Annotated in this window: 9 protein-coding genes; all 9 read right to left on the bottom strand. The window is 44.9% G+C overall.

Translation table 11 applies throughout. The features are described 5' to 3' along the window. Positions 1 to 25: 25 nt before the first annotated feature. Positions 26 to 1,234, bottom strand: coding sequence for an amidohydrolase family protein (locus BN3456_RS09925; protein ID WP_089983988.1), 1,209 nt, complete (start codon positions 1,232 to 1,234; stop codon positions 26 to 28). A 185-nt stretch (positions 1,235 to 1,419) separates the two neighbouring features. Continuing rightward, on the bottom strand, positions 1,420 to 2,580 hold the full coding sequence (locus BN3456_RS09920) for a DUF4317 domain-containing protein (RefSeq protein WP_089983987.1): 1,161 nt from the start codon (positions 2,578 to 2,580) through the stop codon (positions 1,420 to 1,422). Positions 2,581 to 2,674: 94 nt separating this feature from the next. Then, positions 2,675 to 3,571, bottom strand: a complete 897-nt coding sequence (locus BN3456_RS09915; RefSeq protein WP_089983986.1) for a tocopherol cyclase family protein — start codon at positions 3,569 to 3,571, stop codon at positions 2,675 to 2,677. Positions 3,572 to 3,650: 79 nt separating this feature from the next. Next, a complete protein-coding gene (locus BN3456_RS09910) occupies positions 3,651 to 5,102 on the bottom strand; it encodes an FAD-dependent oxidoreductase (RefSeq protein WP_089983985.1) in 1,452 nt (483 codons plus the stop codon). Between the two features lie 75 nt (positions 5,103 to 5,177). After that, the gene (pflA, locus tag BN3456_RS09905; RefSeq protein WP_089983984.1) at positions 5,178 to 5,936 is read right to left on the bottom strand and encodes a pyruvate formate-lyase-activating protein; all 759 of its coding nucleotides are present in this window, start codon (positions 5,934 to 5,936) and stop codon (positions 5,178 to 5,180) included. Positions 5,937 to 6,059: 123 nt separating this feature from the next. Further along, positions 6,060 to 8,312 carry a formate C-acetyltransferase gene (gene pflB / locus BN3456_RS09900; RefSeq protein WP_089983983.1) on the bottom strand — a complete coding sequence of 751 codons (2,253 nt, stop codon included), beginning with the start codon at positions 8,310 to 8,312 and terminating at the stop codon, positions 6,060 to 6,062. Between the two features lie 209 nt (positions 8,313 to 8,521). Continuing rightward, positions 8,522 to 10,804 carry a xanthine dehydrogenase family protein molybdopterin-binding subunit gene (locus BN3456_RS09895; RefSeq protein WP_089983982.1) on the bottom strand — a complete coding sequence of 761 codons (2,283 nt, stop codon included), beginning with the start codon at positions 10,802 to 10,804 and terminating at the stop codon, positions 8,522 to 8,524. Next, a complete protein-coding gene (locus BN3456_RS09890) occupies positions 10,801 to 11,268 on the bottom strand; it encodes a (2Fe-2S)-binding protein (RefSeq protein WP_089983981.1) in 468 nt (155 codons plus the stop codon). Before BN3456_RS09890 ends, BN3456_RS09895 begins: the two co-directional genes overlap by 4 nt. A gap of 2 nt (positions 11,269 to 11,270) precedes the next feature. Next, complete coding sequence (locus BN3456_RS09885) at positions 11,271 to 12,071, bottom strand: FAD binding domain-containing protein (RefSeq protein WP_089983980.1); 801 nt, start codon at positions 12,069 to 12,071, stop codon at positions 11,271 to 11,273. Positions 12,072 to 12,081 lie beyond the last annotated feature (10 nt).

Here is a 12,081-nt window from a genome sequence, read left to right as displayed (position 1 = left end):
TTTTCGTATATTACTATTCTGCCTGTTATTTTTCCGGGGTTGTATATACCAAAGTACCGCTCTGATAAACATCCACCAGGTTATTGACCGCCTTGATGTCCTCAGCCACGTTGCCCTTCACTACAATCATATCTGCCTCCAGCCCTGCTTTCAGCTGTCCCATTACATCTTCTATTTCAAGCACTTTTGCCGGGTTAGATGTGGCTGTTTCAATAGCCTGAAGCGGTGTGATACCATACTCTACCATAAGCTCCATCTCACGGTTGATAGGGAGCGGAGGAGCCTCATACAGAACCATGTCACTTCCGGTGCAGACTGTCACGCCTGTATCATAGAATTTCTTGAAATTATCTTTGTACGCATTGTAAGCCGGCTCAAAGAAAGCCATATCTTTTATTGCTTTTGCCGCAATTCTGTCTCCACTGTCATATCCCGCCTCCAGCTTCTCTTTGCAGAACTCATAAAGAACAGTATAGGCTGTCATCGTCGGAACCCATGCCTGGCCGTTTTCTGCCATCTGCTTTACCTGCTCATATGTAAGGAATGTTCCGTGTTCAATGGTGTCAAATCCAGCATCTATTGACATCTGAAGGGCCGGTTGAAGACCTGCATGCACTGCACATTTTACGCCTACCCGATGAGACTCATTCACTGCTGCATTTAACTCTTCCTGGGTAAATTCCGGTGTACTCGTTCTACTGCTCGTTAAAATCTTTACCCAATCGGCACCGTCACGCAGCTGTTTTCTGATTTCTTTGCGGATTTCCCACTCGCCATCTGCCTCTTCAATTCCGTCATCATATCCGTGGCCGCCGGTCATGCATATGCCTGCATCGGAGTGAATAATTCTCGGTACTTTTACATATCCCTTCTCGCCTGCCAGACGAAGCTGCTTGCACAGATTGTGGGGAGAAGACAAATCACGGACAGTTGTAATTCCAAGACTTAGTGCGATCTGTGCCTGCTCCTGAGCATAATAGGCAATCATATAATCATCAAAATTAAACTGATCCGGCTGACTATAATAATATCCAAAATGTACATGCATGTCGCAAAGTCCCGGAAGAATTGTCACATCCCCGTAATCCTTCACTTTATCCTCCGGATACTTACTCACCATCTCATTTTGGGCGCCTACATCCTGAATCTTTCCCTCTTTGTTCACAACTACCGCTGCATCTGTAAGATGTGTTTTTCCGTCTCCTGTAATCAAATGCTTTCCACAATAAATCATTAAACTGCCACCCTTTCCGGACATTTCATATTAGTGCACTGTCTTATTGATATTATGCTGAAGGCCAATGAGACAGCACATCAGACATTCCCCATGCCTGCAAGGCTGTTATTATAGTTTTGTCTTGCTTTGTCCATGTTTTAACAATATCACATTTGACAAGAATTTTCAATCTCTGCCGCTTATTATTCCACCTCTCTTTCCGGTTCTGCTTTCATACTTTTGAGGGTCCTTACATTCACTCCGTTGACTTCTATATGATCATCCACCGCGATTACAAGGCACTGTCTTCCGTCGATGACACGGGTATCCACCAAATCCGTTCTCTCCGGATTTACTTTAATAATAACATCTGGTGTCTCAATATTAAATTTTCTTGTCTCCGTAATATTTGATGCTAATAGAGAAGCTTTCTCTCCCGCCGTCTCCTCAAAATTCTTATCAAAGCTTTCCATGTTTTCATTGGGAACACCACTTTTTTCAAAAATCTTCTTCATATCTGTCTTGTCCAGTGCCAGTGGTTCAGGTTCTTCCTTGTGCTCCTCTATCATTTCATTCAGCGTTTCATGGATATTACGAACCGTTTCATAGTCACCATCCTCACCCAGAGTGTCCTCAATCAACATTTGAAATGTCTCTTTCTGGGTATCCGCAGACATAGGGGTTTTTGCCCCCAGGACATCTTCAATCAGTTGTTCCTGCAAATCTTCTGATTTCTTTGTATAGTAAAGTACCCCGTGAATATCCATGTTTCTATCGGTAAATGCAGGGAATAAGAACCCCTTATCCGGCTTGTCCACTATCCAATCCCGGATTCTGTCCTGGATCCGGTTATCCTCGGTATTGTAATAAAGTCCCGGTTTGGACAGGGCTACCGGACAAATGCTGCATAAAAGATACTCGTACACATTATCAGACGCATCAAACATTTCAATACCGTCAGAGGATTTGCCCGGAATATCATACGCAGCATGAATTAAAACAATATAATAATTTTCCTCATATATGTAGCTTTCTATAATCTTATCATAGAACTCCTCCAAAAGCCCGTCATCTTCCAGCTTGCTGTCTCTTAGCTTTAGCAGAAATTCCTGTGTGCCCCCCGGCATCTCCGAATCCAGTGGGAACTCCATATGAAGCATATTCTTTCCCATTGTTCCTGACAGCGTCTTCTTGAAAATATCAAAATACTTAAAGGCTTCCTCCTCAGGCAGAGAGAGAAATGCATCTCTGGACTCCATTCTCTTATTTTTTTCATGGTCCACATAGCAGCCGCAGATACGGGTGATGGCACAATCAGCCGGAGTAAACTGTTTTCTGATTTCAAGTACTTCTTTCTTATTCATTTATCTTCCCTCTTTACACGTTTTTAATACAGGGATGAAAACACCCCATTTTTCTATTATAAACGGAAAAACAGGGTAACTCAATAGAATTTTCTCAAAGTACCTGTTCATAGGATGCCTGCCCGGATATTATATCGATGAGTTTTTTCTTTCCCACCCAAAACTCATACCGCACCCGGCATATCGGGCTCTCCTTAATCATTCGTTCCATGCTTCCCAAAGCCGGCGCCCTAAGCTTGAAAGGATGCTCATCCAGTCTTGTAACCTTCAACAACTTCCGACCTTCCTTCAGTGCAATTCTTCCATCTCCATATACAGGAATTCTTGCTCCGTAATAAGTTCCAAGCCGATACTCTTTCCTATTGTAATGGATGGCACAGATACACCCTCTGAAACTTTTTCTCATGATAGGAACGTCAGCGGCAGATACCATAATACTGTTTTTATCCCCAAACCAACATTGTGTCCAAAGATAATCCCTGGGAAAAGACCGGCCCCAGTCTGTTTCAATATAACCCTTGCCGCCTGTAAACTTAATAATTTCTCCGTTAATTTTAAGATTTCCTTTCAAACTGTGACACATACTAATAACACCATGGCTGCACTGCATAAGCGGAAGAAATCTAAAAAACCCCATAATATCGCCCCGGATTTTTTGAAACCCTGAATAAGCAACTTTTCCGTGAACCGAAAGTTTCTCATTTTCTATATCAATAGATATCCCCTTTTCGGAAAATATGTTTTCTCCCAGCTGCACCCTAAACTTGTTTCTTTCAACTTTACACTCCTTTGTAGGCCAGGGCAGATACCACGCTCCGTCATTTTTACCGTCACTTAGTAGTACCTGTAAGGAGGCACTCCATTTTCCATTCTTATCTGCATGGACCGCCGGAATAAATGCAATAGTCTTTTCCTCGATCTGATGCTTTAAATACCAGCCCTCAAAATATGGAGAATGCTTCTTGTCTCCATGAAAATAACGAGTCTGCATCTTAGTTTAGCCTCCCTGCCTATTTTCCTACAAAGCTACTATTTTAAAATAACCTTCATTTCTAATATTTATCCCTTTGTCAGCATGTATGGCATTCTATATCTTCCTGTGCAGGTTCATCCAAACGTCTGCCCATAAAGTCAAAACGTGAGCCGTGACATGGACAGTCCCAGCTTTTTTCCACTTTGTTCCATTGAAGCTGACACCCCAGGTGCGGGCATCTCGCCGATACCATATACACCCTGCCGGATTCATCCTTATATGCACCGTACTTTCTGCCATCGTGTTCAATAATGCTGCCTTGCCCCGGACGCAGAGCTTCCAGCTTATCTTCCGGCGCTCCTGCCGCCCGCTTCATCAATCCAGCTGCCGCATGACCGCTTTCATTGAATAACGGCCCCACAGAAGTCTGCATATGAAACCGCAGAGGAGAAAACACTTCTGCATATTTACTTTTTCTTTTGCAAATAAGGTCGGACAAGAGCATAGCTGACACCATTGAACCTGTCATTCCCCATTTCTTAAACCCAGTCGCCACATACCAGTATGGCCGATTTCGGCTGTACTGCCCAATATAGGGTATTTGGTCCAGCGTCATGCAGTCCTGCGCAGACCAGTGGGCAGCCTCGGGACATCCCGGCCAGTATTCATCTGCCACACGCGTTAAATAATCATAGGGATTTTCACATATCTTTTTACCGGTACGGTGACTTCCTCCTCCCAGAAGCAGATATTCTCCCCAGTGTCGGAGAGAAACTCCATCTTCATCAATACCATAATACATACCGTCCAGTATACTACCGGATTTTACCGCCAGAACATAGCTTCTTTCCTGATGCATGCGCAGGAAATAGTAGCCTGGTTTATTCTGAAATGGATAATGACATGCGAATACAATATTCTCCGCATGTATTTCTCCCGAATCCGTTTTCACTACATGCCCTTCTACAAACTTCACTTTTGTCTTTTCATATACAGTAACATCTTCTGCCAGACTATATAAAAATTTCAGAGGATGGAACTGTCCTTGTCCCTTGAATTCTAATTCCTGTTTTACTTCAAAGGGAAGTCTTGTCTTCTCTGTAAGTTCAGCCGTGATACCGACCTTCTTAGCTGCCTCAAATTCCCGCTGCAGCTTTTTTGTATTTTCTTTTGTATATAAATAGGCGGAACAGTCTACCCAGTCTACATCATCTTTTAACATTCCCGCAAGATTTCGATATCTTTCAATTGCCTCCTGATTTGCCTGGGCATATTGTTTTGCCTTCTCCAATCCCACGTCCTGCAACAACTTTTCATATATCAGACCGTGTTGGGAGGTCACCTTTGCAGTTGTGTTTTTCGTCTGCCCGCTACCGATTCTATCTGCTTCCAACACAATACAGGGTATCCCCGCCTGGCCTAAAAAATAGGCGGTCAGAATTCCTGCCATTCCACCGCCGATAATCACCGCATTGGTGCGTATATTTCCCTGGAGTGAACAGCGCATTTTTCCAGGTGCAGACTCACTCCAAATAGATTTTTCAGACATACTTCTTCACCTCAAGATTAGCATGTACCAGATGAATAGAAATATACGCTCTCTGCTTTTAAAACTAACTAAATTTCACTCTTTCTCTTCCTCCTCGGCATGGAGCAGCCGCCTGGCATTCTCCACGCGCCTTTTGGATGGAGGTTTTACGCCCTCCAGCGGATAGGTAAGCCCCAGTTCCTTCCACTTATATGTCCCAAGTGTATGGTAGGGGAGAACTTCCACTTTTTCTACATTATGCAGCTTTTGAAGGAAGATATCCAGCTTTTTTAAATACTCATCTTTATCACTTCGTCCGGGAACCAGAACATGCCTGATCCATACAGGCTTTCCGATTTCTGACAGATACTCTGCCATGTCCAGAATATTGCTGTTTGTGCATCCTGTCAGTATTCGGTGCTGCTCCTCATCTATATGCTTGATATCCAGCAATATTAAATCTGTGTATTTTAATAATTCCTGAAATTTTCCAAAAAACGGTTCATTTCTTGTGAAGGGATTACCACTTGTGTCCAGCGCAGTGTGAATCCCCTCCTTCTTTGCTTTTCGGAACAACTCAGTCAGAAAATCTATCTGCAGCAGCGGCTCGCCCCCGCTTACGGTGATTCCCCCTTCACTCCCCCAATAGGAACGGTACTTTCCGGCTTTGGTCAGAAGTTCATCTGCTGTGTACTGTGTGCCGGAATGCATGTTCCAGGTGTCGGGATTATGGCAGAACTGGCAGCGCATTGCACAGCCGCTCATGAAAATCACATACCGCACACCAGGTCCGTCTACGGAACCAAAGCTTTCCAACGAATGAATATATCCTGTCAATTCTTTTTGTCCTTTCATAATCTTCACCTCATATTTGATAAAATTAGATTGTTGTCAATCGCAAAAGGGTCTGACCCTTTTGCGGAAGGGGTCAGACCCCTTTGCATGGTGGATCAAACCTTTTATATCTAGCTTACAGCTTTACATTTCTGCGTGGCATGTCCTGGAAATAACATCCATCTGCTGTTCACGTGTCAAATCGATAAACTTCACTGCATACCCGGACACACGGATTGTAAAGTTGGCATACTCTTCTTTTTCCGGATGTTCCATAGCATCAATCAATTTTTCTTTTCCGAATACATTGACATTCAGATGATGTGCTCCCTGATCAAAATACCCATCCAGCACATGAGTCAGATTGTCAATACGTTCTTTAGGATTGTGTCCCAATGCTCCCGGACTGATTGTCTGTGTATTTGAAATGCCGTCCAGTGCATCTTCATAAGGAAGTTTTGCAACTGAGTTCAGAGAAGCTAATAGTCCATTCTGTTCTGCACCGTAAGAAGGGTTTGCGCCCGGTGCCAGGGGCTCCCCGGCTTTTCTGCCATCCGGAAGTGAGCCTGTTGCTTTGCCATATACTACATTAGAAGTAATGGTCAAAATTGAAGTAGTAGGTTCTGAATTTCTGTAGGTATGGCATTTTCTCAATTTGCCCATGAAGGTTTTCAGCAGCCACACTGCAATATCATCTGCACGGTCATCATCGTTTCCGTATCTCGGGAAGTCTCCCTCTGTCTTGAAGTCCACAGCTGCACCTGACTCATCACGGATTGCCTTAACTTTAGCATACTTGATTGCACTTAAAGAATCAACCACATGAGAGAAACCTGCAATTCCTGTTGCAAATGTTCTTCTCACGTCTGTATCAATCAGAGCCATTTCCGCAGCTTCGTAATAATATTTATCATGCATATAATGAATCATGTTCAATGTATCCACATACAACTTAGCCAACCACTCCATCATCTTGTCATACTTATCCATCACCTCATCATAATCCAGATATTCAGAAGTAATCGGTTTATATGCCGGTCCCACCTGTTGTCCTGACTTCACATCCAGGCCACCGTTGATTGCATAGAGCAGACATTTTGCCAGATTGGCACGGGCACCGAAGAACTGCATTTCCTTACCTGTCTGTGTGGCTGATACACAGCAGCAGATTGAATAGTCATCCCCCCATACCGGACGCATAACATCGTCGTTCTCGTACTGGATAGAACTTGTGGCAATTGAAATGTGGGAAGCATATTTCTTAAAGCTCTCCGGCAGTCTTGAGGAATACAGCACTGTCAGGTTTGGCTCCGGTGAAGGTCCCATGTCTTCCAGGGTGTGAAGAAAACGATAGTCATTTTTCGTAACCATAGGACGCCCGTCCTGCCCGATTCCTGCTACCTCCAGGGTCGCCCATACCGGATCACCGGAGAACAGTTCGTTATAGGAAGGAATCCTTGCAAACTTCACCATTCTAAATTTCATAACCAGGTGGTCAACCAATTCCTGAGCCTGGGTCTCATTTATCAGACCTTTTTCCATATCTCTCTGAATATAAATATCCAGGAATGTAGAGATACGCCCAACACTCATAGCTGCACCGTTCTGTGTCTTAATCGCTGCCAGGTATCCAAAATACAGCCACTGTACTGCTTCTTTTGCATTTTTTGCGGGCTGAGAAATATCATAACCGTAGACTGCTGCCATTTCTTTCATTTCTTTCAGAGCCTTCAGCTGATCTGCCACCTCTTCACGGAGACGGAAATCTGTTCCTTTCATTCCGTGTCTTTCAGTTTCGTTGAAGTCTTCCATCTTCTTTTCAATAAGAAGGTCTATTCCGTAAAGCGCAACCCGGCGGTAGTCGCCCACAATACGCCCTCTTCCGTATGTGTCCGGAAGCCCGGTGATAATTTTATTGTGACGCGCTTTTTTCATTTCCGGGGTGTAAATGTCAAATACTCCCTGATTATGTGTCTTATGATACTTTGTGAAAATCTCATGCAGCTTTTCGCTGGGCTGATATCCATAAGTTGTGCATGCCTGTTCTGCCATCTTAATACCGCCATAAGGCATAAAAGCTCTTTTCAGCGGCTTATCTGTCTGAAGCCCTACTACCTGCTCTAAGTCTTTTACTTCTTCATCAATATATCCTGGCCCGTAAGCTGTCAGTCCGGAAACCACCTCAATCTCCATATCCAGAACGCCGCCTTTGGCACGCTCTTCTTTCTGAAGCTGCTGAAGTTTGCCCCATAATTGGTTTGTCGCCTCTGTAGGTTCTGCCAGGAAGCTTTCATCTCCTGCATAAGGAGTATAGTTTTTTTGTACAAAATCACGAACATCGATATCCTCTTTCCAGAGTCTTCCATTAAAACCATCCCATTGTTCATACTGTTTCATATATAAGATCCTCCTCCGATAAATGCGGGTTTTCTTTGATTTCACGCACAGTATAACATCACATTTTGCAAAAAACAAGAGCAAAATGAAAATAATTATCATTTTGCTCTCTTGTATCTAATTTTATGCAATTTTGTTAATAATGCATAACTATCGGGATGTGGGCTGCCACGGGGCATCATGGAAACCGATGTTCTGCCTTATGAAGTTCATTTCTCTTTATTTTTCAGTCCATAGTAAATTTTCTCAGCAGTAACGGGAAGTTCTCTTATCAAAACACCGGTTGCATTCTGTATAGCATTTACAATAGCCGGAGGTGGGGTATTTATTACAATCTCCCCTATAGATTTCGCCCCAAAGGGTCCGGTAGGTTCGTAGCTGCTCTCAAACTCAACGCGAATCTCTCCTACGTCTAAACGGCTGGGAATTTTATACTGCATAAATGAGTTGCTATAATTCTTTCCATTTTGGTTATACACAATATCCTCACAAAGTGCCATGCCGATTCCCTGGGCAATTCCGCCCTCTGTCTGAACTCTTGCCAGATTGGGGTTCATCACGGTTCCACAGTCTACCACTGCCACATAATCTATCATTTCAGCCTGCCCCGTCTCCTTATCTATCTCTACCTCGGCCATGCCGACCATAAATGGGGGAGGAGATACCGGAGATGAAAATGCCTCGCTTGCGTACAGTGCTTTTTCATTATTACACATCACACGGTTGCCGATTTCCTGTCTGGCTATGCTTTCTCCGGTTTTTAAATTCCAGACCTTTTCCCCGTCAAACTCCACATCCTCCGGAGCACAGTCCATGAAGGCCGCTCCTCTGTCACAAATTTTTTGCCGCAGTGTTTCACAGGTCTTAAGTACAGCCATTCCTGTCACATAAGTTGTGCTGGATGCATAGGAGCCGCAGTCATAAGGGGAAGAATCTGTATCTACACCGTGTACGACAATTTCCTCCATGCTGCAGTCCAGACATTCGGCAGCTATCTGAGCCAGTACGGTATCGCTTCCTGTTCCCATATCTGTAGAGCCTGCCATCAGAGTGTAGAACCCATCATCGTTGATCCTGATTTCCACGGATGCCGTGTCCAGAGCGGCAATACCGGAGCCCTGCATAGCCATAGCTACACCTACGCCGCGGACTTTGCCGCCTCCCATATCCCGGCAGGGATATTTATGTTCCCAATCAATCATCTTCTTTGCCCGCGCCAGGCAGCGGTCAAGGGCACAGCTGTTTGCAGTCTCTCCATAGTAAGCGGGCATAATCTGCCCCTCCTTCACCATGTTCATTTCACGCAGCACAACCGGATCCATGCCAAGTACCCCGGCCAGTTCATTTACGGCGGACTCCACCGCAAATATGCCCTGGGTTGCACCGTACCCCCGATAGGCTCCAGCAGACATCACATTTGTATAAACCACATCATAAATGAAGCGAAAAGCCTCTGTTTTTCCATAAAGAGGAATAGATTTGTGCCCCGACAATCCCACCGTGGTCGGCCCATGCTCTCCGAATGCCCCGGTATTGGACAGGGTATACATATCGATTCCCTTTATAATTCCACTCTTGTCAGCCCCAATTCTGACCCGGACATCCATCTCATGTCTGGGAGACGATGCGATAAAAGATTCCTCCCGGGTAAATATAATCTTTGCCGGTTTTCCAGTCTTCCAGGTAACCAGCGCCGGATAGACTTCGGTAACCGCAGTCTGCTTTGCACCGAAACCTCCGCCGATTCTGGGCTTGATGACTCGGATCTTTGACTTTGGTATATCGAGAGCCGTCGCCAGAATACGGCGTACATGAAACGGAATCTGGGTGGAGGATATTACATTCAATCTTCCATAAGTATCCAGATGGGTATAAGTGCGGAAGGTCTCCATCATGGCCTGCTGGTTAGCCTTAGTATGATAAGTTCTGTCCAGTACATAGTCACAGGAAGCCAGCACCCCCTCGATATCTCCCTCCCCCTCTTCCTCATGTGCACAAAGGTTTCTTTTATTATCAGCACCCACAGGGAAAAGGCTTTTCCAGTCATCCTCCGGGTGAACTAAAATAGCATTGTCTTTCGCCTTTCGAAAATCCAGCAAAGGCTCCAGCAATTGGTATTTTACTTTAATTAGTTTTAAAGCTTTGTTTACAGCTTCCTTGCTGCTTCCCGCCACAATCGCCACAACATCCCCTACAAACCTGACTCGCTGATCTAAAATCAGTCTGTCATAAGGGCTTGGCTCCGGATATGACTGACCTGCCATAGTAAAGCGTTTATCCGGGCAATCCTTGTATGTCAAAATGCATTCGATTCCGGGTACTGCCAATGCTCTTGTCAAGTGGATATCTTGAATCAGTGCATGGGCATGAGGACTTCTCAGCAGTTTTACAATCAGGCAGTCCGCCGGTGCCAGATCATCGGTATATACCGGTTGTCCTGCAACCAGTGCCCGGCTGTCTACTTTAGGTACAGGCTGATTTACCACTCTCATGAATGCACCTCCTTTTTTCTAGATTCCATATATTTACATATAGCCCGCAGCTGCCCCATATATCCTGTACATCTGCACAGATTTCCCGAAAGATATTCTTTAATTTCCTCCAAACCGGGATTCTCCAGTTCTTTCATCATGGCAAGTACATTCATAATAAATCCCGGGGAACAAAAACCGCATTGCTCCGCTCCTTCCGCTGCGAGAAAGCTTCCAAACTCCTCAGCCTCCTCTTTCACACCCTCCAGAGTCGTAATCTGCTCTCCTTCTATGCTCAGCGCAAGTACAGAGCAGGAAAGCCGCGATTTTCCATTGATCCAAACGGTACACAGCCCACAGTTAGTCGTCTCACAGCCACATTTTACACTGTGACAGCCCAGATTTCTCAAAACATCCAGCAGCACAGTATCTCCTGCCGCCTCCGCAGTCGCCTTTTTTCCATTTAATGTAAATTCCACCGTCATGATTATTCCTCCGTTAAAATTGCATGCATTGAACGCCTAATAAGAACTTCCGCCAGATGCTGACGGTACTTGGCGCTCCCCCGCATATTCGTACCATAGTCAAAGCCTGCCGCCGCCACTGTGGCATAATCCCTTAGCTGTTCGTCAGAAATATCTTTTGGAATACTCCATTCTTTTTCCAGAACCTTTGCTTTCATAGGCCTTGCCCCCACAGAAAAATACCAGGTCTCTTTCCCGTGCACCGGACCTGTCACAACAGCACACGTCAACACCGGAAAATCCGTTTTTGTCCGGCGCACCGCGTCATATTTAAGTTTCCTGTTGCTTTTCCTTATGATAATCGATACAAGAATATCCTTGTCCCGTTTTCTATTTATAAATTCAGACAGTCGGATAGTACCCCCATCATACAATTCCACAAACGTATCCAGAGCCAGCAGACAAGTCAGCACGTCTGAAAATCCAAATCGCCCGTAGACGCTGCCTCCCACAGTCGCCTGATTCCTAAACTGTACTCCCACAATATGCCGTACAGATTCCGCAATAGAATCACCGTACAAAACCTTGAGCCCCTCATGAAGCTCCAGCTGACGCAGCGTACACATAGCCCCAATACGGAATACATGATCCGTCTCCTCAATCTGATCCAGTCCCAGATCAGACAAATCTATCAGCGTCTGAACTCTCGCATTTCCCAGCCGCATCCAAAGCATGCCACCCATAATACGGGCATTTCTGGCCTGGTTTAGCTCATAAGCCTCCTCCAGGGACCTTGCCTTCACATAATTATTAATCGTCAACAAAACAATTCTC

This window comes from Clostridium sp. C105KSO13 (assembly GCF_001517425.1).
Taxonomy (GTDB): Bacteria; Bacillota; Clostridia; order Lachnospirales; family Lachnospiraceae; genus Muricomes.
The sequence above is the reverse complement of the archived record's forward strand: the minus strand, read 5'-3'. Positions and strand labels throughout refer to the sequence as shown.

Coding starts and splice junctions, on each gene's coding strand:
- BN3456_RS09890 (WP_089983981.1), bottom strand. CDS start 11,268: ATGACGGTGGAATTTACATTAAATGGAAAAAAGGCGACTGCGGAGGCG.
- pflA (WP_089983984.1), bottom strand. CDS start 5,936: ATGAAAGGACAAAAAGAATTGACAGGATATATTCATTCGTTGGAAAGC.
- pflB (WP_089983983.1), bottom strand. CDS start 8,312: ATGAAACAGTATGAACAATGGGATGGTTTTAATGGAAGACTCTGGAAA.
- BN3456_RS09910 (WP_089983985.1), bottom strand. CDS start 5,102: ATGTCTGAAAAATCTATTTGGAGTGAGTCTGCACCTGGAAAAATGCGC.
- BN3456_RS09920 (WP_089983987.1), bottom strand. CDS start 2,580: ATGAATAAGAAAGAAGTACTTGAAATCAGAAAACAGTTTACTCCGGCT.
- BN3456_RS09895 (WP_089983982.1), bottom strand. CDS start 10,804: ATGAGAGTGGTAAATCAGCCTGTACCTAAAGTAGACAGCCGGGCACTG.
- BN3456_RS09915 (WP_089983986.1), bottom strand. CDS start 3,571: ATGCAGACTCGTTATTTTCATGGAGACAAGAAGCATTCTCCATATTTT.
- BN3456_RS09925 (WP_089983988.1), bottom strand. CDS start 1,234: ATGATTTATTGTGGAAAGCATTTGATTACAGGAGACGGAAAAACACAT.